General features: G+C 34.6%; 25 protein-coding genes and 1 tRNA gene. 13 read left to right on the top strand and 13 right to left on the bottom strand.

The window, feature by feature from the left end:
• The 4 genes from ACW9JY_RS08710 to ACW9JY_RS08695 all read left to right on the top strand — a co-directional run.
• On the top strand, nt 1-837 hold an 837-nt coding region (locus ACW9JY_RS08710), incomplete at its 5' end, for an MBL fold metallo-hydrolase (RefSeq protein ID WP_457284050.1).
• Nucleotides 834-1,076 (top strand): biotin/lipoyl-containing protein, encoded by a 243-nt coding sequence (locus ACW9JY_RS08705; protein ID WP_457284049.1) that lies wholly within the window; start codon nt 834-836, stop codon nt 1,074-1,076. The genes ACW9JY_RS08710 and ACW9JY_RS08705, both read left to right, overlap by 4 nt.
• Nucleotides 1,077-1,197: 121 nt before the next feature.
• On the top strand, nt 1,198-2,169 hold the full coding sequence (locus ACW9JY_RS08700) for a thiamine pyrophosphate-dependent dehydrogenase E1 component subunit alpha (RefSeq protein ID WP_457284048.1): 972 nt from the start codon (nt 1,198-1,200) through the stop codon (nt 2,167-2,169).
• Nucleotides 2,170-2,240: 71 nt separating this feature from the next.
• On the top strand, nt 2,241-3,212 hold the full coding sequence (locus ACW9JY_RS08695) for an alpha-ketoacid dehydrogenase subunit beta (protein WP_457284047.1): 972 nt from the start codon (nt 2,241-2,243) through the stop codon (nt 3,210-3,212).
• A gap of 52 nt (nt 3,213-3,264) precedes the next feature.
• Here the strand turns inward: ACW9JY_RS08695 and ACW9JY_RS08690 are convergent, their stop codons facing one another.
• From ACW9JY_RS08690 to ACW9JY_RS08635, 12 genes are all read right to left on the bottom strand, one after another.
• Entirely contained in the window at nt 3,265-3,549 is a 285-nt protein-coding gene (locus ACW9JY_RS08690; RefSeq protein ID WP_457284046.1) for a YkoF family thiamine/hydroxymethylpyrimidine-binding protein, read from the bottom strand.
• Nucleotides 3,527-4,210: a class I SAM-dependent methyltransferase gene (locus ACW9JY_RS08685; protein WP_457284045.1), complete on the bottom strand. Its 684-nt coding sequence runs from the start codon at nt 4,208-4,210 to the stop codon at nt 3,527-3,529. Before ACW9JY_RS08685 ends, ACW9JY_RS08690 begins: the two co-directional genes overlap by 23 nt.
• A 100-nt stretch (nt 4,211-4,310) precedes the next feature.
• On the bottom strand, nt 4,311-5,282 hold the full coding sequence (locus ACW9JY_RS08680; protein ID WP_103077054.1) for an alpha-ketoacid dehydrogenase subunit beta: 972 nt from the start codon (nt 5,280-5,282) through the stop codon (nt 4,311-4,313).
• A 33-nt stretch (nt 5,283-5,315) separates the two neighbouring features.
• Entirely contained in the window at nt 5,316-6,284 is a 969-nt protein-coding gene (locus tag ACW9JY_RS08675) for a thiamine pyrophosphate-dependent dehydrogenase E1 component subunit alpha (RefSeq protein WP_457284044.1), read from the bottom strand.
• A 131-nt stretch (nt 6,285-6,415) separates the two neighbouring features.
• On the bottom strand, nt 6,416-7,186 hold the full coding sequence (locus ACW9JY_RS08670) for an SDR family NAD(P)-dependent oxidoreductase (protein WP_103077056.1): 771 nt from the start codon (nt 7,184-7,186) through the stop codon (nt 6,416-6,418).
• A gap of 312 nt (nt 7,187-7,498) precedes the next feature.
• Entirely contained in the window at nt 7,499-8,521 is a 1,023-nt protein-coding gene (locus ACW9JY_RS08665) for an ATP-NAD kinase family protein (protein ID WP_457284043.1), read from the bottom strand.
• Nucleotides 8,522-8,572: 51 nt separating this feature from the next.
• Entirely contained in the window at nt 8,573-9,538 is a 966-nt protein-coding gene (locus tag ACW9JY_RS08660; protein ID WP_457284042.1) for an alpha-ketoacid dehydrogenase subunit beta, read from the bottom strand.
• On the bottom strand, nt 9,535-10,521 hold the full coding sequence (pdhA, locus tag ACW9JY_RS08655) for a pyruvate dehydrogenase (acetyl-transferring) E1 component subunit alpha (RefSeq protein ID WP_457284041.1): 987 nt from the start codon (nt 10,519-10,521) through the stop codon (nt 9,535-9,537). The genes ACW9JY_RS08660 and pdhA overlap by 4 nt, the downstream gene beginning before the upstream one ends.
• Before the next feature lie 108 nt (nt 10,522-10,629).
• Nucleotides 10,630-10,872 (bottom strand): biotin/lipoyl-containing protein, encoded by a 243-nt coding sequence (locus tag ACW9JY_RS08650; protein ID WP_457284040.1) that lies wholly within the window; start codon nt 10,870-10,872, stop codon nt 10,630-10,632.
• A 635-nt stretch (nt 10,873-11,507) separates the two neighbouring features.
• Nucleotides 11,508-12,863 (bottom strand): dihydrolipoyl dehydrogenase, encoded by a 1,356-nt coding sequence (lpdA, locus tag ACW9JY_RS08645; RefSeq protein WP_457284039.1) that lies wholly within the window; start codon nt 12,861-12,863, stop codon nt 11,508-11,510.
• A gap of 322 nt (nt 12,864-13,185) precedes the next feature.
• Nucleotides 13,186-13,518, bottom strand: a complete 333-nt coding sequence (locus tag ACW9JY_RS08640) for a carboxymuconolactone decarboxylase family protein (protein WP_457284038.1) — start codon at nt 13,516-13,518, stop codon at nt 13,186-13,188.
• Nucleotides 13,519-13,787: 269 nt separating this feature from the next.
• Nucleotides 13,788-13,861 (bottom strand) — tRNA-Gln (locus tag ACW9JY_RS08635).
• Nucleotides 13,862-14,007: 146 nt separating this feature from the next.
• Between ACW9JY_RS08635 and ACW9JY_RS08630 the strand changes: the two genes are divergently transcribed.
• From ACW9JY_RS08630 to pduL, 4 genes are all read left to right on the top strand, one after another.
• Nucleotides 14,008-15,279 carry an MFS transporter gene (locus tag ACW9JY_RS08630; RefSeq protein WP_457284037.1) on the top strand — a complete coding sequence of 424 codons (1,272 nt, stop codon included), beginning with the start codon at nt 14,008-14,010 and terminating at the stop codon, nt 15,277-15,279.
• Between the two features lie 236 nt (nt 15,280-15,515).
• A complete protein-coding gene (locus tag ACW9JY_RS08625; RefSeq protein ID WP_457284036.1) occupies nt 15,516-16,664 on the top strand; it encodes an RNA-guided endonuclease TnpB family protein in 1,149 nt (382 codons plus the stop codon).
• A 229-nt stretch (nt 16,665-16,893) separates the two neighbouring features.
• Nucleotides 16,894-17,991, top strand: coding sequence for a ribosome biogenesis GTPase YqeH (yqeH, locus tag ACW9JY_RS08620; protein WP_457284035.1), 1,098 nt, complete (start codon nt 16,894-16,896; stop codon nt 17,989-17,991).
• A 43-nt stretch (nt 17,992-18,034) separates the two neighbouring features.
• Entirely contained in the window at nt 18,035-18,625 is a 591-nt protein-coding gene (gene pduL / locus ACW9JY_RS08615) for a phosphate propanoyltransferase (RefSeq protein WP_103077064.1), read from the top strand.
• A 25-nt stretch (nt 18,626-18,650) separates the two neighbouring features.
• Here the strand turns inward: pduL and ylqF are convergent, their stop codons facing one another.
• Entirely contained in the window at nt 18,651-19,466 is an 816-nt protein-coding gene (gene ylqF / locus ACW9JY_RS08610; protein WP_457284034.1) for a ribosome biogenesis GTPase YlqF, read from the bottom strand.
• Nucleotides 19,467-19,680: 214 nt separating this feature from the next.
• Here ylqF and ACW9JY_RS08605 point away from each other — a divergent pair, with 214 nt between their 5' ends.
• The 5 genes from ACW9JY_RS08605 to ACW9JY_RS08585 are packed head-to-tail and all read left to right on the top strand — an operon-like array spanning nt 19,681 to nt 24,193.
• Nucleotides 19,681-20,562 carry a PhoH family protein gene (locus ACW9JY_RS08605; RefSeq protein WP_103077114.1) on the top strand — a complete coding sequence of 294 codons (882 nt, stop codon included), beginning with the start codon at nt 19,681-19,683 and terminating at the stop codon, nt 20,560-20,562.
• An 18-nt stretch (nt 20,563-20,580) separates the two neighbouring features.
• On the top strand, nt 20,581-21,996 hold the full coding sequence (locus ACW9JY_RS08600) for an HDIG domain-containing metalloprotein (protein ID WP_103898499.1): 1,416 nt from the start codon (nt 20,581-20,583) through the stop codon (nt 21,994-21,996).
• A gap of 13 nt (nt 21,997-22,009) precedes the next feature.
• Nucleotides 22,010-22,441 carry an rRNA maturation RNase YbeY gene (gene ybeY, locus ACW9JY_RS08595; protein WP_457284033.1) on the top strand — a complete coding sequence of 144 codons (432 nt, stop codon included), beginning with the start codon at nt 22,010-22,012 and terminating at the stop codon, nt 22,439-22,441.
• 2 nt (nt 22,442-22,443) lie between these two features.
• Nucleotides 22,444-23,676 carry a DUF1015 domain-containing protein gene (locus tag ACW9JY_RS08590; RefSeq protein ID WP_457284032.1) on the top strand — a complete coding sequence of 411 codons (1,233 nt, stop codon included), beginning with the start codon at nt 22,444-22,446 and terminating at the stop codon, nt 23,674-23,676.
• 22 nt (nt 23,677-23,698) lie between these two features.
• Nucleotides 23,699-24,193 (top strand): hypothetical protein, encoded by a 495-nt coding sequence (locus ACW9JY_RS08585; protein ID WP_457284031.1) that lies wholly within the window; start codon nt 23,699-23,701, stop codon nt 24,191-24,193.
• Nucleotides 24,194-24,246: the final 53 nt, after the last annotated feature.

Below are 24,246 nucleotides of genomic sequence, written 5' to 3'. Positions count from 1 at the left end.
TCTTACATGATACCAGATTATTTAATCATTTGTTCATATTTCATTTTTTCTACCCACACTTTTTGGAAGAGAACCCATAAAGCTTTTGTGGAAATTCTGAATGAAGAGGTTGTATATATGGAAATAAAATGGTTAGGACATTCTTGCATACTTATAACTACAGAAAACAATACAAAAATACTCATAGACCCATTTAAATCTACTGCTACGATGAGAATGTGGCCAATGAGAATGAAATACGACCCTGTTGATGAAGAAGCAGACATACTCTTAATTACTCATAATCATCCCGATCATAATAATCTGAAAGCTGCTAAAAACCCTAAAGTAGTAATAAGAGAGGGTGGGCAAAAAAACATTGATGGCATAGATATTAGTGGAATTGAAACAAAACATGCGAATTTTAGAACAAAGAATATCGTTTTCTTCATAAGAGCAGAAGAAATCACAGTTTGTCATTTGGGAGATGTAGGCCACCTTTTGGACAAAAAATTGATTGAGGATGAGATAGCTAAGGTAGATATTTTGTTTGTTCCGTTATCTGGTTTCCCAGGACCTAGTTTGGAAATAGCTATGTCGATTATCAACCAGCTTCAACCAAAGGTAGTTGTTCCAATTCATTATAGAACCCCCCAATGTAATGCAGCTATCTTTAAAAAACCCGATAAAGTTTATGAAATATTGAGAAAAAATGTCAGCGATCTCGTTTTTTTTAAAGAAAACACATACACTTATACGAAAGAAGAACTAGAAAAATATGCAGAAACAAGGGCCCACGTATTTCCACCATATTTTATCGAAAATAATAAAACAAAAAAGGAAGGAGAAATTGCATGACAGTTGAAATTTTAGTGCCAAAATTAGGAATGGGAGTAGAAGAGTTAGAGTTAGTTAAATGGTATAAAAATGAGGGAGAAACGGTCAAAAAAGGCGAACCTTTGGTTCAAGTAATGACATCAAAAATTACAAACGATATTGAGGCACCAGCTGACGGAGTTTTGATAAAAACATATGCTCAAGAAGGAGACACAATAAAGCCTAACCAAAAAATTGGCGAAATAGAAACTGAAGAATAAAAAGAATAAAAATGCAGTGTAATTTGATTCTTAATTGTGGGCTATAAAGCAGTGGGACGCTGACAAAAAGTTTCAGAGTTTGTAAAGTACGTAAAACTAATCTTTTAAGGAGGGAAATAAAATGTTAAAAAGCAGTGATTTATTATGGATGTACGAAAAAATGCTTCTCTTAAGAGAAACTGAAGAAAAAGCTGTAGAACTTTCATTCAAAGGAGAGATTGGAACCTTATTGTCAGGTAGCGGGCAAGAAGCCATTCCAGTAGGAATATGTAAAAACTTGCTACCAGAAGACCATTATGCTCCGTCTCATAGAGGGATAAGCACAGTATTAGCAAAGGGTGGGGATCCAAAATATCTTTTTGCTGAACTATTCGGTAAACCTGCTGGCTATTGTAAAGGAAAAGGCGGAGAAATGCATATCGCTGACTTTAAAAACGGAATGATTGGAATGAATGGAATAGTTGGAGCTGGTATTCCACTAGCTACAGGTTCTGCCTTTGCTCAAAAAAAGAAAAACTTAAATACCGTTACTGTTTGTACCTTTGGAGATGGGGCATCCAATCAAGGTGTCTTTCACGAATCCTTAAACATGGCTTCAATTTGGAAATTACCCATCGTTTATGTTTGTGAAAACAATCAATACGCAATGACTACTCCAGTTTCATATTCATTATCGGTAGAAAACATTTCTGATAGGGCTAAATCTTATTCTATCCCTGGTGTAACGGTTGACGGTAACGATGTATTAGCAGTATATGAAGCTGTAAATGAAGCAGTAGAAAGAGCAAGAAAAGGGGAAGGCCCCACACTAGTTGAATGCAAAACTTACAGAAAATACGGACATCATGCTGGAGCTGGTAATGACGAACAAATGGGATGGGGATACAGACCAAAAACCGAAGAAGCTTACTGGAAGAGTAGGGATCCCATTTTATTGTTTGAAGATTATTTAATGGCTAAAGCCGTTTTAACAGAAAGCAAAATAAAATTAGTTAGGGAAAAGGTAAAAAAAGAAATTGAAGAGGCTGTAGAATTTGCTCGAAAGGCTGAAAATCCAAAGCCAGAAGATGCCTTAGAAGATCTGTTTGCATAATAATATACGCTTTTTCAATCTAAAGTACCTTTTAGTATTTAAAAAATGAAAGAAATTTAGGAGGGATAAAAATGAGACAAATTATGTTAATTCAAGCAATAAATGAAGCTCTAAGAGAAGAGTTATTAAGAGATGAAAATGTATTTTTAATTGGAGAAGATCTCCATACAGGAACATTTGGACAAACAAAAGGGCTTTTTGAAGAATTTGGACCGGAAAGAGTGGTATCCACACCTATTTCAGAAGCAGGATTTACCGGAATCTCAACTGGTGCAGCAATAGCTGGACTGCGCCCTGTAGTTGAATATATGACTTCTAATTTCATGTATGTAGCAATGGATCAGCTTGTAAATCAAGTCGGTAAATTAAGATATATGTATGGAGGTCAGATTAACATTCCTATTGTTTTTAGAGCTTTAAATATGGGAGGAGGCGCTGCTGCACAACATTCAGACAATTCAGCTGATTATTTTCTACATGCTGTAGGATTCAAAGTTGTTATGCCATCAACCCCATATGATGCAAAAGGATTACTCAAAAGTGCCATAAGAGATGATAATCCAGTAATTTTCTACGAAGAATTTAAAACTTTTATGGCTAAAGGAGAAATTCCTGATGAAGACTATGTTGTACCAATTGGAAAAGGAGATATAAAGAAAGAAGGTAATGATGTTACTATCGTTGCAGCGGGTTATCCACGGGTATTAGCCTCATCAGTGGCAGAAAAACTCGAGAAAGAAGAAAGAATTTCTGTTGAAGTAGTAGATGCTAGAAGTTTATATCCTATTGACGAAGACCTTATTTTAGAATCCGTTAAAAAAACAGGGAGATTAGTAACCCTTGATGATGCACCAATAAACGGATCTTTTGCTTCAGAAATTGCTGCATTGGTAGCTGAAAAAGGGTACTCCTATTTGAAAGCTCCTATTAAGAGAGTTACAAGAATAAAGATACCTGTTCCACATTCAAAAATTGAAGAGGAATACGTATTGTTGAACGAAGCAAAAGTAATCAATGCTGTCAAAGACGTAGTCAATTATTAAAATATAATCATAGGCCCTCGATCGTAATTGATCAAGGGCCTCGCATCTTTGATTATGTCAAGCCACAAACATTAGAAATAGTTATAGTTAAAGCAAAGGTACCTCTTTTTTGTGCTTCTTCAATAAGAAGATTGATAGCTTTGAATATATCTTCTTTACTTCCTTTCACAACTGTATTCGTCTTCCCAACTGTAATTTCTATATTTTTCAATTCTCGCAACTTAATAATCGCATCGCTTATTATTCTCACGTAATCGTCTGTTCCAAGAGGATAGAGCGCCATTGAACAAGAATATTCACTTACTTTTTTTGTTTCATTGTTTGTCCCATCTAACACAGATAAAACCTCCCGTATCGTCTTTTACTCTTTGACCTTGCATTTCTTTTTTTAAGAGAAGTTCTTTGTTATTCAGATCCGCGTCAGGGCCAAAGTGTAAAGCTATACTGTAATCAGAATATGAAACTTCTGGTATGAAATTTAAGACTTCTTCCAACGTATAAAATCTAGCTGCTTTGTAAGGTGATTCGTCTTCTGTTTTTGCTTTTTCCCTATATAGTTTCGCCCAAGTACTTTTAGCACCTATTACACAAATAACTAATCTTCCCCCAGGAGATAAAACCCTGTAAGCTTCACGTGCACCTTTTTGTGGATCATCCAAGAATTCGAACATTGTTACCGAAACAACCAAATCAAAACTTTCATTTGGAAAAGGTAGATTATATGCGTCCGCTTTGATAAAATTAATTTTATTCGTTTTTTTTCGTGCTTTTTCTAACATAAAATCTGATTGATCGATGCCCGTTACCTTCAAACCCATATTTAGAAATAATAAACTATATATTCCAGTTCCACAACCTAAGTCAAGTACCTTTTCATTTTTCTGTGGTTTCGCTAAATTCATAACAACCTTTCTCTCAATTTCATCAACGAATTCACCTAAACGACTTTTATACCAACTATCATAACTATCCGCTATTCTTTTGGAAAATGCACTCAAAAGAAAAATCCCTCCCCTAAAATCTTCATTATCGTTATGAATTAATTTTGAGACACTCAATCTTTGATATCATCTCAAAATTGAGTGCCTCACTCTTTTGTTATCGTTTCGCTACTTCTTTTACTTTATTAATAATCTTTTCTTCATTTGGTAATACAAACTTCTCCATTGGAGGACTGAAAGGTACTGGTACATGTTCTCTTGTAACTCTTGCCACGGGAGCCTTTAAGAAATCGAATCCTTCTTCATTAATTGTAGCCGAAATTTCCGAGGCAACAGAACAAAGAGGAGGAGCATCATCACATACAACAACCTTGCCAGTTTTTGCAACAGAGTTTAAAATTATATCTTTATCTAAAGGAACAAGTGTCCTTGGATCCACTACTTCTACGGATATTCCTTCTTTTTCCAATTTTTCCGCGGCAGAAAGAGCTTGCGACACCATGCACCCTATAGCAACAACCGTAATATCAGTCCCTTCTCTTTTAACTTCTCCTTTTCCTATTGGAACAGTATATTCTTCATCGGGGATTGGTTGTTTCATCATACCTAAGGTTGTTTCTTCAAAGAAAATTATTGGACTATTACTCCTTATTGAACTTTTCATCAAACCTTTAACATCATAGGGATTTCCTGGTTTAACTATTTTAAGGCCCGGTACATTTACAAACATTGCAGCAGGATTATCTGAGTGTTGAGCCGCAGCTGAACCTCCAGCACCAGTCGTAGCCCATATTACTATTGGGAAATCAACCTGTCCTCCTGACATGTATCTGAGTTTAGCAAGTTGGTTTACGATTTGATCCATAGTAACATACAAAAAATTTGCCATCATTATATTTACCACTGGCCTCAGTCCGCTAGCTGCTGCGCCAATTCCTGCACCTGTAAAACCTACTTCTGCAAGAGGAGTATTTCTTACCCTGCCGGGGCCAAACCTTTCTACCAAACCCCTAGTTTGACCAAAAGCCCCTAATTGTACATCTTCTCCCATTAATATAACCCTAGGATCTCTTTCCATTTCCTCTGCCATCGCTTCTCCAAGAGCTTGAACAAACATAACTTCTCTCATTTCTTTCCCTCCTTTCTTTCTTTTACCCAACTTTTAATCCGGGAAGAGGCCAACTAAAGCTTCTTCTGGATCTGGTAAAGGAGCTTCTTCTGCAAATTTTACCGCATCTTCAATTAACTGTTTTGTTTGCTCTTTTGTTTTTTCAATATCCGTTTTATTTAGTATCCCTTGATTTACTAGGTTGTTTTCAAATCGTGGTATAGGATCTTTCTTTTTCCACTCTTCAACCTCTTCTTTGGATCTGTATATCCATCCCAAAGCTTCTTCACCTTCGAAATGACCATGCCATCGGTACGTTTTGCATTCTACTAAAGAAGGCCCCGATCCATTTCTTGCTCTTTCTACCGCTTCATGTACAGCTTCATATACCGCAATAACATCGTTGCCATCAACCGTAACACCCGGTATATTGTAAGCTGATCCTCTTGATGAAACATCTTGAACGGAAAGGGCATATGAAGCTGGAGTGCTAACAGCATACTGGTTGTTTTGACAAACATAAATGACTGGAAGTTTCCAGATGGAAGCTAGGTTAACAGCCTCGTGGAAAGAACCCTCATTCGCTGCTCCATCACCAAAAAAACATACAGTGACGTTTTTTGTCCCTAGTTGTTGTTGTGCAAGGGCAGACCCAGTTGCAATTGGTATCCCTGCTCCAACTATTCCATTTGCCCCAATGATACCAAGGGAATAATCAGCTATGTGCATGGAACCTCCTTTACCTTTACAATAACCACTAGACTTACCAAAAAGTTCTGCAAACATGTATTTTGGATCAGCACCTTTAGCTAAAATATCTCCATGACCTCTATGTGTGGAAGTTATATGATCTTCTTCTTCAAGATTTGCACAGGTACCTACAGGCACAGCCTCTTGACCCAAAGACAAATGAGCAAAACCTGGGATTTTGCCTTTAGCAAATAACTCACTCACCTTCTCTTCAAAGGCCCTTATCAGTACCATCTTTTGATACATTTTTAACAAAAGTTCGCTGTTTAACATAGTTCTTCCCTCCTTTTCATTGAAAAAATCTTGCCTTCATGAACTCTAAAGCATACATTGTAACTAACTTTTAATACCTTCAATATAAGCATTTATCTCCCGACTCTATAATTCGTTTGATACCATAAAACTCAAACTAAACCAGCGCCACCACTAACTGGAAGAGTTACACCTGCAATAAAATCACTATCATCGGAAGCAAGGAATACAGCTGCCCCTGTAAGATCTTCAGGTTCTTCTCTCCTTTTTATAGCTTGCATATTGGCTTGCATACTTGCTAATTGCTCGAACAGTTCTTTATTTCCTCCTGTAATACCCTTACTAGCATCTGTCATTGTAAATCCAGGAGCAATAGCGTTTACATTTATTCCATATTCTCCTAGTTCATTGGAAAGAGCTCGTGTGAAACCAACAACTCCTCCTTTAGATGTGACATAATGAAGCAACATCGGAACACCCATGTGAAAAGTAGTAGAAGAAATATTGATAATTTTACCTTTCTTTTGTTTCTTCATTTGTGGTGTTACTGCTTTAGAACAGAGAAATAGACCTTTCAAATTGACAGACATAACTTTGTCCCATTCTTCGACTGAAATATTCTCAAAAGGTTTCATAACTAAGCCACCATAGATTGCTGCATTGTTAAGAAGAATATCTATTCTTCCGTATTTGTTAATGGTTTCTTCTGCCATTTTTCGGGTTGATTCTTCGTCAGTAACATCGACTTTTAATGCTAAACACTCTGCACCTTCAGCTTCCACTTTTGCTTTAGTTTCATTACAATCTAGCACATCACAAACTACCAGTTTTGCCCCTTCTTTTGCAAAACGAATAGAATAAGCTTGCCCAATACCGCGGGCTGCTCCCGTGATTATTGCAATTTTTCCATCTAATAATCCCATAATCTACCCTCCTTTTATAAAAATGTATACTATCTACAGAAAATTTAAATTGTTTATCAAATACTCTTACTCTGTTCAAAAACCATTTTTTTCTTATTCCCTATTAACCTAACTGTTTCTATTCATTAGTTATAATTTTTTTTATTAACTATGTGAAAGGCAAAACACCTTATAACATTATTTAACCCTCATAAAAACCACTTCCCTTTTTCAAAATTTTTTCTGAAGTATAGGGAAAAATTGATTTCCCTATAAGATCACCCTACTACTAAAACTTTCGCTTCAAGTTTCGATAACTCTACTTTAAAACTTCTATATTTTTGCATTAGCACTTTCCTCAGTAAAAAAATTTCGACTTTGAGCCCATTCTAAAGCTTTTTTCACATCTACTCTGCAAGGACCATTTCTCGTAATTTTAAAAGTAATATTATCTCCTTTTTTTATTTCTATTTCTCTTTCCCCATCTAAGGCCAAAGTGCCTGGAACCTCAACTTGATATATGAATTCCTCATCTATGTTTAACTTTTTTACTTCTGAAACTTGGATTTTTTCTAATATACCTGGTGCCACCGGAGCTATTACTTCCTTTTTCTTTGCATTATTTTCTTTAAGGTCTAAGTACAAACCAAAGTTGTCTTCTCTATGAACCGTTTTTATATATCCCGCAATAGAGGAAAAGCCAATACTCCAAGGATTTGCTCTGGATACAATAATATCTGAGATACTAGACAAATTCCATATAGCTTTAGCCCCTATAAACTGTTCCTTTGAAATAACTACATCAATTAATGCTATGTCTATAAGTTTATTATTTTTATATATTTCTATTATTTTATCTTTGGAGCAAAATTCATCTTTGTGAATTATATTTTTAGATACAATTGCCGCCACTATCCCGGCAATCGTTCCTTCAACCATTTCAGGATATACATTATTTGTCCCTGTGGAAATTGGCAACAATGGAGTATCTCCGATGACTCTTGCTATTGCTCTGTTGGTTCCATCACCCCCTAGGGATAAAATACAGTCGACATTCTTTTCTTCAAGTACTTGGGTTGCCTTTACGGTATCTTCTAAACTGTATGTTACATGATCATTGATTATCTCAACATCACATTTCAACTTCTTTATAGTTTCCAAGCTTTCAACAACTTTGTAACCTATGTAAAACGCATCAGCCATGATGTAGACACGTTCGATACCAAAACTTTGAGAAGCTAATATTATTCTTTTTACTATATCTACTTTTTCGTTATTATCTATTACTGTTGCATGAGCAACGAGTCTTCTTATGTCTTTCCCAGCCGCTGGATTAGCGATTATCCCTATTTCCAATCAACAAAACCTCCTTAATGTAGAGAGAAAATATGCCTTGTCTATATATATCTATATTATTGATTTTATTGCCTCAATGATATCTACTTCATTAGGAACAAAATAATCTTCAAGTTTTTTAGAGAAGGGGACAGGAGTGTTAAGTCCGGCCACTCGTAAGATAGGGGAATTCAAATCTTGGAAAGCTTCTTCAGCTATCATGGCGGATAGCTCTCCTATCCACGAACCTCTCTTTACTTCCTCACTAACCAAAACCACTTTGTGAGTCTTTTTGATCGAGTTATAAATAGTATCTTTATCCAATGGAAATAGAGTTCTTGGGTCTATTACTTCTACATCTATCCCTTCTTCTGAAAGTTGTTTTGCTGCGTTTAGACATTTATGTACCATCATTCCGGTTGCAACTAAAGTTACATCTTTACCTACTTTCTTCACATCCGCCACACCTATGGGAATTGCTTCATTTTCATCTGGAACTTCCCCTTCCATTGCATATAAAAGCTTATGCTCTAAAACAATTACCGGATTATCGTCTCTGATTGCGGCTATCGTCAATCCCAAAGCATCCTTTGGGGTAGAAGGGTAAACTACTTTTAAACCTGGTATATGGGTGAACCAAGCTTCCAAGCTTTGTGAATGCTGTGCTGCTGCTTGAATACCAGCTCCAACCATTGTTCTAAAGGTTAAAGGTAACGTTATTCTACCTCCAAACATATAACGCATCTTTGCTGCCTGGTTTACAATTTGATCCATTGCTATAGTCGAAAAATCTACAAACATAATTTCGGCTACAGGTCTACTACCAGCAGCGGCAGCTCCAACTGCTCCCCCTGCAACAGCCTCTTCAGAAATTGGGGTATTCCTGACTCTTTCCTCTCCAAACTCGTCAACTATACCGGCAGTTACTCCTAATACTCCATATTTTACGTCTTCTCCCATAAGAAAAACATTGGGATCACGTCGCAATTCATTTCTCAATGCTTCATTTATTGCCTGACCATAATTCATCTTTCTCATCTTACACGCACCTCCTCTACAATGTCTGTATAAACATCTTCTGCTACCGTTTTTTCATCGGGATCTTTACTTTTTTCTGCAAATTCTACAGCCTCATCTAGCTCTTTATCTATGCCTTTTTGAATTTCTTTTAGCTTTTCTTCGCTAACTATTCCGTTTTCTGAGATGTATCTTTCCACTCTCATTATGGGGTCATTTCTTTTCCATTCTTCTACTTCTTCTTTACTACGGTAAAGCTGGGGATCTCCTTCAAAGTGCCCCCTTACTCTATAGGTTTTACATTCAATTAAAGTGGGCCCATTCCCATTTCTTGCTCTTTTAATCGCTTCATTTGTGGCTTCATATACGGCAAACACATCATTACCATCAACCGTAATTCCTGGAAAACCATATGCTTCGGCTCTACTAGAAATATCGGTTATAGCTTGGTGATCTTTCTGAGGGGTAAACTCTCCATATAGATTATTTTCACAAATATATACCACAGGGAGTTTCCATATAGCTGCCATATTCATGGACTCATGGAATGTCCCTTGATTTGAAGCACCATCACCAAAGAAACATACAGATACTTGATTACTACCTCTGAGCTTAATTGATAAAGCTGCACCTGTTGCTATAGGAAGGCCCGCACCCACAATACCATTAGCACCAAGTATTCCCTTTGTAGCATCTGCAATGTGCATAGAACCACCTTTTCCTTTACAATAACCGGTTTCTTTACCATAAAGCTCAGCCATCATGTACTTCGTTTCTCCACCTTTTGCTATTAAATGGCCATGACCTCTATGTGTACTTGTTATTAAATCATCATTAGAAAGATTGGCAGTTACACCTACTGCAACCGCTTCTTCTCCCCAATATAGATGTACAAAACCTCCAATTTTTGCAGCAGCAAATAACTCAGCAACTCTCTGCTCAAATCTTCTTATTCTAAGCATCTTCGTATACATATCCATTACTAATTCCTTAGAAATATCCATATTTGTTTCCCTCCTCCTTTTTCTAAATTTAAGTTATTTACAAGTTCTAAATAGCAGCTTTTAATCGAATTTGAAAATAAAACAAATCTTTTCTTTTTTTTATAATTCTTACTCATTTGTTTCAATTTCTGCAATTTTCTCGGCTACTTCGGCTGAATCTCCTTCTTTCTTTATTATAGTTTTTAGAATCCCAGAGGCAGGCGCCTCAATATCGTTAGTAATTTTTTCTGTCATAACCTGTACTAACGGTTCACCTTTTTCTACTCTTTCACCTTCATTTTTGTGCCATTTTACAACCTCTGCTTCTTTCATAGTTAATCCCCACTTTGGAACGGTTACGTCAACTACCATACTTAATTTCACCTCTTTTTTTAATGGATTATAGATTTAAAATTAGATTCTTTCAGAAATAATTTTAGTAACATTTATTTCTCTTAGTTGTTTTTAATTAGTAAAAATTATACGCTTTTCTGCCTTTGATGTCAAACTTAGTTATAGGAGATTAAAGACAATTATAATCGATTAGAAAGCATTAGAAATTAAAATCTCTATTTTTCACAAATTTTGTCATAACATTAGGAATAATATAGATAAAATAAAGGCATAGAACTTTGTTATTTTATGCACAATTAAATATGAATCTATTTACAAAAGTAATCTTTATGAAATTTAATTTAGAAACAACTTAGTATTAAAACGGAAAACTTAACCTTTAGTCGGAGATAAGGCTGTTCATCAATGAAAGTTATTGCATTTACTAGGGGAGATCTCAAGAGCATGCTGGTTAGACATCCCATACATTAAGGCATGGCTAAATCTTGAAAAGTTAGCAGAGGTCATACTACTTGAGGTTATAATATTTATGGATAGATAAAGAAGAACCAAAATATTGTTAGTGAAAGATACGTCAGGCAAGATCAAATAGTGGGTAGATAAATGAATTATCTACCCCTTATCCTATGTAATATCTTATGATTGATTATTAATTAAATATGTATGGCTAATCCTTCTGCGCTTTCTTCTGCACCAAGCAGACTTTCAGTCAAAGTGGGGTGAGGATGTATACAATCTGTTAGTTGCTCTACACTCATCCCATACTTTACAGCCAAAACTCCTTCCATAATCATATCTGTAGCATTCGGAGAGACAATAGCTACACCTAATACTTTTTTAGTCTCCTTATCAGCTATTATCTTTACAAAACCATCTCTTTCTTCCATAGTTCTCGCTCTGCCGTTAGCAGATACAGGGAATTTTGAAATGATAACTTTTTCAGGATCAATTTCTTTTTCTTTTAGCCCAACAGTTGCTATTTCTGGGTTAGAGAAAATGATGTTTGGCACAGCACTGTAATCCATTTCCTTGACTTCACCTGCGATATTGTGGGCGGCTACTATCCCTTCATTCATAGCTACATGAGCTAACATAATATGGGCTCTAATATCTCCTATTGCATATACATTTTCAACGTTTGTTCTCATTTTAAAATCTGTCTTAACACCTTTTTCTATCTCTACACCTAAATTTTTAATATCTTGCGTTATAACAGGCCTTCTCCCTACGGCAAGTAAAATTTTTGAGCTTATTATTTCTCTGGTTTCACCATTGAAATCGATTTTCGATACATATGAACCTTCATTCTTTTGAATGTCTAGAACCTTGTGTTTTTCTAAGACTTCCACACCTTTTCTAACCAAAGATTCTTTTGCTTCTTCTGCAACATCTTCATCCTCATTGGGGAGTATATGTTCAAGCAGTTCAACAACATAAACTTTTTTACCTAAACTTGCAAAAAATGTAGCAAATTCTACACCAATTACTCCTCCACCAACTATTAAAATCGATTCTGGCATATGTTCCATCGTAAATACATCATCACTTGTCCAAATTCCTTCGATTTTATCGAAGGGTGAAAAAACTACTGGTTCAGAACCGTGAGCTAAAATAATGTTTTGTGTTTCTATACTTTTATCGCCAACTTTTATATGATTTTTATCGATTATTTCTGCGACACCTTGTATTAAATCAATATGATTTTTCTTAAATAGATATTCTATACCTTTTTTGGATTGTAGAACAACTTTTTTCATATGTTTCATTATTTCGTTTATTTCATAAGTTACTTCACCCACTTTTATGCCTAATTTGTTCGATTTTTTTAAAATCTCTTCGTAAAGATGTGAAGAGGTCAACATCGCTTTTGTGGGGATACAACCTTTGTTAGTACAAGTTCCACCAAGATTTTCTTTTTCAACAACGGCAACCTTTTTCCCTAATTGAGATAACCTTATTGCCGCCACATAACCGCCTGGACCTGATCCTATAACAACAACATCGTACATTAGAATTTCCTCCTTTTTATTTCATTGTTTATTGCCTTTAGAATCTCTAAAACATTATATAGCGCCCTTCCCCCGCTCCCCACCCACAAGGATAAAACAATTTCTCTCTCTTTACCCCGTTTCCCACCCATAAGGATAAAAATCTCTTTATCTTTTGTCCCGCAGCCCACCTTTTTAAGGAAGAAACCTGCGGTACCTTAGAACCTAAAGCCCAGCTGAGAGAATAATGAAAATTTATTCCATTATCTCTATTTATCTAAATTCGTCTTTTAATATCATAACAAAAAAGGGGAGATTTCCTCCCCTTTGATATAATTCACTATTATTTTAGATCTTTTAACGCTTCCAAAACCAAACCTGCATGCATTAAAGCCGGACCTCCACCCATCAACACTGCAACCCACGCAGCTTCCAAAATTTCTTCCTCTGTGGCACCCGCATCTAACGCAGATTTCACATGAAAAGCAATGCACCATTCACAGTTTCTGGCTACAGCAAGTGCAACAGCTATTAATTCTTTAGTTTTTTTATTAAGTGCAGCGCCTTCTTCTTTTTCGATGGCTTCCATCATGTTTTGGAAACTCCCCATTTGCTCTGGGTTCGTCTTAGAAAACTCTTCCATCCAGCCCATTGCTCTTTGAAAAGTATCTTTCATACTCACGGTAATCACCCCTTTTATAAGTTTTGTTATATATTTCACTATCCCGCAAAAAGACTCATTATTTTGATGTTTTAAGTGGCTTTTTCTCACCAGCATTAGTTATATTATAACTTTAATTTATTAAAATTTTAACAAGAAAATATTTCGTTTAAATTACATCACTTTTTCACCTATTAGTGAGTTTTATTCTTCAAATACTTTTGCGAAAGCTCTATTTGCTAAAAAAAGAAAAAAGGACCCTTTTAAAGGATCCTTTACTGTATTGGCTGGGGGAGGAGGATTCGAACCTCCACTGACGGAGTCAGAGTCCGCTGTCCTGCCATTAGACGATCCCCCAATCAGCAAATTTATTATATCATAAAATTTTTTGGTTGACAAGTAAATTTGAGGATGGTATAATTTATTTTGATATATACTGTATATACAGATGGGTTTTAAAGTTTTTAAAGGCAGTATACACAAAACATAGTAGGAGGCTTCGTTATGACGTTTGATTCTTTGATAGAAAAAGTAGTTTCACAATCTCAAAGAAATTATTTATTATTTATTACTTCTTTGGGATGGGCTGTTGTAGCTGCATATGTAATGATAACCTCGTTCACTCTTCCGCTACTTGCACAAGAATGGAACTTATCCAACATTTTTGCCTCGACGATCGCTAGTTCCACTTTTATTGGCATGTTTATAGGTACATTAAGTGCTGGAATTATCTCGGATTACTTTGGCAGAAAGAAGTCTGCAATGTTTCTATTGTTTATCGGAAGTTTTTTCAGTGTCCTTAGTGGTTTTATAGGTTCTCCAACTCTTTTCATTATTTTTAGGATTTTATCTGGAATTGGGTTTGGTGGTTCTATGCCTGTTTTAAACGCATATTTAACCGAATTTTTGAATGTTTCAATTAGGGGCAAATACTTAGTTTATCTAGAAAGCAGCTGGGCCATTGGAAGCATATTTATAGCCATAATCCATATGTTCATTGCTAGAAATTTTACTTGGAGGTTAGATTATATATTTTTAGGGGCTGGGTTTATTCCTTTTTTGCTTTTATTTACTGTTCCAGAATCTCCAAAGTATTTGCTAATAAGAGAGAAAAAAGAGGAGTTTGAAAAACTTTTTAATTACAATATTAAAGAAAAAATTATAGTACCGAAGAAAGAAAAAGTAACTATTAATGCACTTTTTAAAAAAGGTTATTTAGTTAGAAGCTTAAATATTCTTCTCTTATGGTTTACTATGAGTTTTGGATATTACGGTATTTTCGTTTGGGTTAAAGGGATTTTAGCTCAGAAAGGTGTGGATGTTGTTTTAACAGATTGGTACACTTTTTACATGTTTTTAGCGCAGTTACCAGGTTATTTATTAGCAGCCTATCTTATTGAGAAGATTGGAAGAAGAAAAAGTGTTTTATTGTTTGCTTTAGGAACAGCAATTTCTTCGATTATATTCGCCAGCGTTTCTTCAAATATATTAGTGTTGATTTTTAGTTTGGTTGTTTCTATTTTTTGTATGGGTGAGTGGGGTTTGACATATGCATATACTCCTGAACTTTATCCAACAACTATGAGAGGAACAGCTAACGGTGTTTCAGGTGCCTTAACGAGGTTCTCGGGTTTCATCGCACCCTTTTATACTTCATATTTTCTTGAGAGAGGCAACATAAATATAGGACTAATAGGGATTGCAATCCTTTTCTTGCTGACAGGAATATTAAACTTTATCTTTCTACCTGAAACTCTAAAAAAAGAAGTAGATTGAGGGACAAAAACCTTTGGCTCAAATACTTAGAAATTTCTAAGTATTCAGTTTTTTAACATAGGTTCAAATGGTAGAAACTATTTTATGTAATCCACGGGAACACTCTTCAATTTATTGGGGAAATGAAAGCTGGCTTCAAACACAAAAGAAATTTGAATCAAAAAACGTTGTTAATTGTGTATATGCATGATATAATTATATCATATCATCCATTTATCGAATTTAGGTGATTGAATATGTTAAAAACATACAAGTTTAGGTTGTATCCAACAAACGAACAAATCCATAAACTTAACGAGCATTTTGGACATACTCGTTTTGTATACAACTTGTTCCTAGAGTTCTCCAGTAATGCTTACAAAAATATCAAAACTTTAACTAATTACTATATATGGGCTAAAGTGCTTACGGTTCTTAAAAAAACTGAGAAGTATCAATGGCTAAACGATGTCAACTCTCAATCATTACAACAGTCTATAAAAGATTTAGAGACTGGATTCAAGCGTTTCTTCAAGAAACAAGCTAAGCATCCTAAATTTAAAAAGAAATCAAGTAGACAATCATTTAGAGTTCCTCAACATATCCAACTGTACGAAAACGAAAATAACGATAAATACGGTATTCTATTTGTACCAAAGTTTAAAGAAGGTATCAAAGTAAGAGTCCATCGAAAAATAGATCCAAATGCAAAGATAAAAAATTGTACTTTCATTAAAACTCCAACAGGCAAATACTTTGTGTCTATAACATTTGCAGTAGAAGAAAGTATAATCGATAGAGATATAGATTATAACAATTCAATTGGCATAGACATTGGTTTGAAAGACTTTGCTGTATTATCTGATGGGACAAAGTATCGATCTCCTAAAGCGTTAATGAAATACGAGAAAAAGTTAATACGTAAACAAAGGAGTCTTTCACGAAAAAAGAAAGTATCGGCAAATAGAAACATAGCTAGATTAGAAGTTGCTAGAATACATGAGAAAATAAAAAATACCCGAGAGGATTTTCTACATAAACTAACGAAAGAAATCAGTGAGAACCAAGCTGATGTCTTCGTTGTGGAAACTCTCAATATAAGAGGCATGTTAAAGAATCATCACTTAGCTAAAAGTATTTCAGATTCAGGATGGTACCAATTCAAAACATTTCTAAAATACAAAGCAGAGAGATTAGGTAAAAAGGTAATCGAGATAGGAATGTTCGAACCTTCGTCTAAGGTTTGTAGTGTATGTGGGTATAAGAACGAAGGTTTAAAACTCTCTGATAGGGAATGGGTATGTCCTGAATGTGGAACTAAACATGATAGAGATGTAAATGCTGCCGTTAATATTAGGCAGTTTGGATTAAAACAGGCATTTTCCACACAGCCTTATGGCACATAAGGAAACAGCGAGTCACTGTATAAACTGACTCTACCCCAGGAACTGGGGGAAGTAAAGCCTTTGGAGACTGTATAAGACGGATTAACCTTAAGAGGTGGATGCCCGCCTCCCCGCTACGGTCGATGAATTAGGAAGCTCGCCTTTGCCTCTTTAGAAGTGAGTAGTTCACGGGAAAATAAGTGCGGATTTTGTTTCTTTCAAAAATTTTTTAATGGAGTAAATAATTATTATGAAATGTGAAGGCTGCGGTGTAGAGATACAAACAGAAGACCCTAAAAAACCAGGGTATATACCTGAGAATGTTCTAAAAGAAAAAATAGAAAATAACGAATCTGTAGTTTGCCAAAGATGCTTTAAATTAAAGCATTATAATTATTTATTACCTATAACAATAAATTCCGATTTTTCCCGTGAGATTGACAAGATTTTAAGGGATTTCAAAACGGTTTTTTGGGTAGTCGATGTAATAGATTTCGAAGGCACATTTAGAAAAGAGATTGCTGAAAAATTAAAAGGGAAGAATATTTTTTTAATCGTTAATAAAATCGATCTCTTGCCGAAAAGCACACCTTACGCAAAATTAAAAAAGTGGTTGCTCTTCAGAATCAAAGAAATGGGCATAAATATACCAGATGATCATGTGAGAATGGTCAGCGTTAAAACGGGTATGGGAATAGAAAAGACAAAAAAACTTCTTTTACAAACAGAGAAACAAAAGGCATTGGTAATAGGTGTAACCAATGTAGGTAAATCATCTTTTTTAAATAGACTTGTGAGGGGAGAAATAACTGTAAGTGCATATTCTGGAACTACTTTAAAGGTATTAAAAGCAAAAGTACCTAACACAGATTTACAATTGTTCGATACACCCGGCATTTTCACTCAAGACAGATTGTGCGATTTTTTTGATATTTATACTCAAGTTAAGATGATTCCTTCTAAAAAAATTAAGATTAAAACTTTCACCGTGAATGAAAAAAATGTTCTTTTTATCAGCGGATTGTTCTGGTTGAAAGTTTTAAAGAACGGTGTTAACAATTTACCCCCTATAATAACTGTTTTTCTTCCAGAAGAGATATCTGCTCATAGAGCAAAAGAAGAAAGAGTCAATGATTTACTTCACAATAGAAAGATCCTATTTCCACCTTACAATGATAATTTTGATTTTAACCAAATAGAGTTTGAAAGAGAAATTGTAAAGATTGATAAGGGCAATGATATAGCCCTTCCCGGAGCGGGATGGCTTTCTGTAAAAAGAGGCCCTTTAATAGCAGAAATTTCAAAACCTAAAGGGTTTAGATACGTGGTAAGAAAGTCGATGAAATAGGAAGATTTCAGTAGGATTTCATCATTTATGGAGGTGTAAAAAGTTGCAATTGAAAGAACCAGGAGTAGTTGTTGGGGTATCAAATAGGCATGTACATTTATCACAAGAGGATTTGGAAAAGTTGTTTGGTGAAGGTTATGAATTAACTCCCTTAAGACCATTAGGACAGCCGGGACAATATGCATCTGAAGAATGTGTAGAATTAATAGGGCCAAAGGGAACTTTCCAAAAAGTGAGAATATTAGGCCCTGTAAGAAAAGAGTCACAAGTGGAAATTTCTAGAACCGATTCTTTTAAATTGGGAGTAACCCCTCCTGTTAGAGACTCAGGAGATATAGAGGGAACCCCTGGTATTACAATAAAAGGACCTGTTGGTGAAATACAGTTAAAGAAGGGTGTAATCATTGCCAAAAGGCACATACATATGCTGCCAAGGGATGCTGAACATTATGGTGTTAAAGATAAAGACTTAGTTTCAGTATATTGTGATAAAGAAGGAAGGAGACTTATTTTTCAAGATGTTTTGATTAGAGTTAGTGAAAAATTTGCATTAGAGTTCCATGTTGATATCGACGAAGCCAATGCAGCTTTACTCAGCAACGGAGATTATGTCAAAATTATAGAAAAATTCTAAAAAGCCGGTGTTTGCACCGGTTTTTTCAATCAATATCAGAAGGTATTTCATAGGTTATGCCCCCATATTTCCCTTCTGACACTTCTTTTAGAAAGATATTTCTTCCCCTTTCGTAATCTGGAACTCCGCCCTTTTTTAGAAAATTTCTTTTCATAGAAAATTTTTCTATGAACTCAACTGCATTTTCACAGTTGTCCCATTCTTCTAAAACTGTATTCAAAATATTAGGATACTCTTGCTTTAAAAAGTCAAAAAGATAGAAGAGAGCCTCATCCAATTCTGAATCTTCTGCTTTTAGAGAGCCAATAAGAATTAATTTGTTCACAAGATTCTTGCTAAAAAGTTTTGGATATAACACACCTGGTGTATCAAGAATTTTTAAATCCTTTGATACGGTTATCCATTGTAACCCTCTTGTTATTCCAGGTTTATTCCCGACTGCGGCAGATTTTTTACCTTTTAGACGGTTTATAAAGGTAGATTTACCAACATTTGGTATACCAACTATCATAAGCGACTTTTCATTAAACTTTTTAGGAACGATGGGATAAATATGGTTTAAAAAAAAGTCTTTCACATTGGATTCATTTAGGCTAAGTGAAAAAGCATCCTCACCTTTCTCTTTATAATACTTTTCCCATAACTTAGTTTTTTTTATGTCACATAGATCTTTTTTATTCAGAATAATTATTCTTTTTTTGTTTCTAAAAAGTTGTTGCTCTTCATATGCCCTGCTAGCGTATGGAGCCCTTGCATCCAGAATTTCTACTACCGCGTTGACAAGTTTTAAATGCTTTTTTATCAAGGATTTGGTTTTTTCTATGTGCCCCGGATACCACATGCTTTTAACCCCTTTAAACAGTTATTTTCACGATTATTCCTATTTTTCTTAAATTGTGGTATAATGTAAGTGATAAAAGTATACCTTAATTTGTAAAAAAATCCAAGAGGAGGGATAATCTATTCTGAGATATTCTATCTCAATACCTGAGAATGTGGAACCGATTGAAATTTTTGGGGCTTATGATAGTCGAACAAAGTACATAAAAAAAGAGATGAACGTAGATATACATTATAAAAACAGAAAAATTTTCATCGAAGGAAAGGATGATGACTCGGTTAATAAAACATCAAAGATATTCACAGAACTTTTAGAAATTTTAGACGAGGGTCATTTACTCGATTGGGATGAATTCCAATACGTGGTTTCTAGGTATAAAACCAACGGGAATGGCTCTAAAACTGAAGAAAAGAAAAAATCAATGAAAGAAGTTATCAATACTCGCATTTTGGGTACTCAAATATTCGCAAAAACTGAAGGTCAAGCAAATTACATCGACTACTTAAAAAATAATGATATTGTTTTTAGTATAGGACCAGCCGGAACGGGCAAAACATATCTAGCGGTTGCTATGGCGGTAGATTATTTAAGATCTGGTAAAGTTCAAAGGATAATTTTAACAAGACCAGCTGTTGAAGCAGGAGAGAAACTAGGTTTTTTACCTGGTAGCTTTTATGAAAAAGTCGATCCCTATTTAAGGCCGTTATATGATGCCCTACTTGATTTTATGGATACAGACAAACTGATTTCATACAGAGAAAAAGGTATTATAGAAATACTACCTTTAGCTTACATGAGAGGTAGAACGTTAAACAATTCTTATATTATTCTAGACGAAGCTCAGAATACAACTTATCAACAAATGAAAATGTTTTTAACAAGGATAGGATTTAACACTAAGGCGGTCATTACCGGTGACGTAACCCAAATAGACTTAGAAAAAAAGAAAGATTCAGGGTTACTATCGGTTAGAAAGGTGTTGAATGGAAGCATTTCTGGGATAAAATTCATTGAACTATCAAATAACGATGTGGTAAGGAATCCTTTAGTAAAAGAAATTATAAAAGCCTATGAAGATTATGAAAACGCTGAATAAGGAAGTGTTTTCCACTGTATGAAGAGCAAAAATACAGAAAACAATAAACAAACCAGCAAAAGCCTTTTTCAAAAAGCAAATTTATTTTTTTCTAAAAATAAAGGTTTTATAATTAGGGTGATTCTTTTTATATTTTTATCCTTATTTGCTGAATGGCTCATTTTTCACAGAATTTCATTGAACTTTCAGTTAAGTTTTAACCTCGTTTTTCTTGTATTTTGGATATTTATCGGAGAATTTTTGTTACCTAGGAACAAAATGTTTGAACTTCATCCTAAAAATTACTGGGCGGCTTTTCTAACGCCGCTCTTTTTCAATATAATTCTGAATCTTTTTGTTTATAAATATGTGAATATATTTGCAATATCGACCATATTGAGTACGTTGATAATAACCTTACTAATAGATTACTCTACCGGTTTAATTTCTGGCCTCATATTTTCCGCTTACTTTGGTATTTTATTCGGATTTGACTTGAAGTTCACAATTTTTTTGTTTTTACCTGCAGCAGTTGTCGCACTATCATCAAGAAAGATCAAAAGGAGAGTAGAGATAATACTACCATTTTTATGGGCTAGTTTAACACAAATTATCGTTGCTTATGTTATTAACTTATACTATACCCCTTTGGACTATCTCATAATAATCGAAAGTAATTTTTTAAGCATGTTGGTAACTATGGGTATCTTACCCTTCTTTGAATACTTAACTAGAGTTTATTCAGAAATCGGTTTATTGGAACTGGGTAATTTAAGCAATCCTTTGCTAAAAAATCTTTCTTTGAAAGCACCGGGAACATACTATCACAGCATGATCATATCTAACTTAGCGGAAAGTTCCTCTGAAATTATCAATGGAAATACGGTGTTAGCTAGAGTAGGTTCGTACTTCCACGATATAGGGAAGGTGTGGAGACCTCAGTTTTTCTCAGAAAACCAAAAGAATAAAAACCCTCATTCTGATATAAGTGCTAAATTAAGTTCTCTGATATTAAACAACCATGTTACCTATGGTATCGAATTGGCAAAAAAATACCGTTTACCCATACTGATAGAGGATATGATAGCACAGCATCACGGCACAAGGGTTAAGCAATTCTTTTACAGCGAATATTATAATCAAACAGGGATAAAAGATACCAACATGTTCAGATATCCCGGACCCATTCCTCAATTTAAGGAAGCTGCTATACTAATGATATGTGATGTAACCGAAGCCATGGTAAGAAGCATGCAAGAGTTAAGTGCTGTGGATCTTAATGAAAAACTTGATAATTTGATAAACTCTCTTTTTTTTGAGGGACAGTTAGACGATTGTGGATTAACACTTAGAGAAATCAGAAAGATAAAAGGCCGTATTATTAGAACCATAATGGAAATGAATCATAAAAGGATATCCTATCCCAAGGTTGAGGCAAAAGAACTTAGAGAGTAGAGGGAGAACGTCTTTGAAAATAAACGTTATAAACCAACAAGATTTAAGAAAGATAAACAGTAAAAAAATCAAAAATATCGCCAAAAAACTTCTTCTAAACGAGGTTGGCGAGGGAAATTTTGAATTAAACATATTAATCACCGACGATAAGAGTATAAGCGAATACAATAAATACAGAGGTAAAAGTACACCGACGGATGTTTTATCCTTTTCTTATGGTTTAAACGAACCTGTCATTGGAGATATTGTTATTTCTGTTGAAAGGATAGAAAAACAAGCGCCTGATTTTGGCAATTCCTTTGAAGAAGAATTCTATTATATACTTATTCATGGCTTACTACATATCGTTGGCTACGATCATGAAAACTCTGAAGAAGATGCCAAAAAGATGTTTGAAGTTCAAGATCAATATTTTCATCAATTAATTAAAGACAGGAGGAGATAGAGTTGGCTACAGTAAAGCCCTTTAAAGCTTTAAGACCATATAAAGGGATAGAACAGTGTTTTTCTTGCCCACCCTACGACGTACTTGAGGAGGATGAAGTTAAGGAAATAATCTCCAGAAACCCCAATTCTTTTTTAAGGGTAACAAGGTCCGAAGTAGAGGCGGAAGAAGATTCTAAAGAGGCTATTTACAAAAAAGCTAAAGAAAATCTTGAATCCTTTATCAAAAATGGGGTGTTAATTAAAGATTCCGAACCATCCTTTTATATTTATCGTGAAACCTGGCAAGGGGTTTCTCAAACAGGCTTTTTTGCTGTTGTGAGTGTGGATGAGTACGATAAAGGAATTATAAAAAAACATGAATTAACAAGAAGAGACAAAGAAGACGATAGGACAAATCACATATTAAATCTAAATGCACAAACCGGACCCGTTTTCTTAACCTACAAAGCCCAAGAAGATTTAAAAGCGATCATTGACAAGCTTATAAAAAACAAGGAAATTCTTTATTCCTTTTGCGATGAAAACAATGTGAAACATGAACTTATCAAAATCCAGGAAGAAGACGAAAGGGAACAAATCGAAAAAGCTTTCAATAGTATCGAATATCTTTACATTGTAGATGGGCACCATAGAGCTGCTGCCGCTTCCAGAGTTCAAAAAACAATGAAAGAAAAAGACACAAATTACTCTTTGGACAAACCCTACGATTATTTTATGGCCGCTATTTTCCCCCACAACGAACTCAGAATACTCCCGTACAATAGAATAGTTAAAGATCTAAACGGTTTAAAAGAAGAAGAATTTTTGAAAAAGATCAGTTCCTATTTTCAAGTAGAAGAAGCTCCTTTTTCACCCTATTCTCCTGATTCCTCACACTCTTTTGGAATGTATCTTCAAAAAAAATGGTACAAACTAACATTTAAAGGTGAAGAAAGTGAAGATCCTGTTGAAAACCTAGATGTGCAAATATTGCAAAAATACTTATTGGATCCCATACTTTCCATAAAAGATCCAAGAACCGATCCAAGAATATATTTTCTGGGTGGTATTAGAGGTGTAAAAGAAATCGAAAAGTGGGTAGACAAAAAAGATTGGAAAGTTGGATTTTCTATGTATCCCACGCAAATAGATCAACTCTTAAAAGTTGCAGAGATGAACAAGATAATGCCACCTAAATCTACTTGGTTTGAACCAAAATTGAGGAGTGGCTTATTAATTCATGAATTAAGCTAGGTCTTTCTTCCACACATTAGAGGTGGTAGTTATAAAATACTATAAATTTGATTTAAATAACAAAATTGAACAAATAAAAACTCATGCCGTTGACGAAAAAATTCAAGTAGATGAAATAAGGGTATTTGAAAATAATCTTTATGGAATAAAAAGGAAATGGAAGATTTTATCTTCTCATAACTCGGTTGATTTTATAAAACGCATATTATGCCCCAGTGACAACGTGATGCTAACTTATTATCACGACGAGAAAGGTGAAATGTCTAAATATCTCGTTTATATAGATTTTGGTAAATACAATGTCAGCAGTGACAATATTGAATTTCAAGATCAAGAATTGGATCTTCTAATTTATAATGACTTAAAATATAAAATACTTGATATGGGGGAATTATTAAAAGCTTTTGAATGCAAAAAGATTACCTTATCCGATATGCAAAGAAATTTAATAACTCTTGAGCATTTTATTAATGATTTTAATTATTTGGGTGTAAGGCTGTATAATAAAAATGGTTGATGAGATACTTGACAAAAGGGATAAAAAAAGATATCACTCCTCATAGAACAAAA

This window comes from Petrotoga sp. DB-2, assembly GCF_054051725.1.
This window is presented reverse-complemented; position numbering and strand designations above follow the sequence as displayed.